The sequence below is a fragment of the Pseudomonas paracarnis genome (genome assembly GCF_904063055.1).
Classification (GTDB): Bacteria; Pseudomonadota; Gammaproteobacteria; order Pseudomonadales; family Pseudomonadaceae; genus Aquipseudomonas; species Aquipseudomonas paracarnis.
Genome location: NZ_CAJFCN010000102.1, coordinates 1 through 436 on the forward strand (window position 1 = coordinate 1; position 436 = coordinate 436).

Below are 436 nucleotides of genomic sequence, written 5' to 3' on the forward strand. Positions count from 1 at the left end.
CCTGCGGGCCCTCGCTGAAGCCCCCACGGCGCTCGAGCGCGTGCAGTGGTGTGCGCCCCAGCGCCTGTATGCAGTGCGCGCGCGTCTGTCTCTGTGCGGGGGTGATCTGATGCGGGGTCGTTACCATCCCGAAGCCGGCCGAGCGCGTTGGGGCGCCGGCCTGCACGAGGCTCGTGCTTGCCGCGATGTCAGCGTGCTGATCGGGCACTGCGTCAGCGCCAGCGTCGAAGGGCGGCGTGGGGAGTTTGCCCCTGCTTTTGCCGAACTGGCCGAGGCCGAACGCTTGATGCACATCTGGGATGTTCCGCCGATCTTTTACCTGGCGATGATCACCCTGATCAAATGCGAATTGTTGCTGGCCCCGGGGCGCACTGACCTGGCCGACGCCTGGCTTGCCCGCCTGGGTCAGACCTGCCACCGCGCGGACGACGCGGCC

Annotated in this window: 1 pseudogene; it reads left to right on the top strand. The window is 68.6% G+C overall.

What is annotated here, in order from left to right:
* Positions 1 to 436, top strand: a pseudogene (locus JMV15_RS28085) (helix-turn-helix transcriptional regulator); the annotation flags it as partial.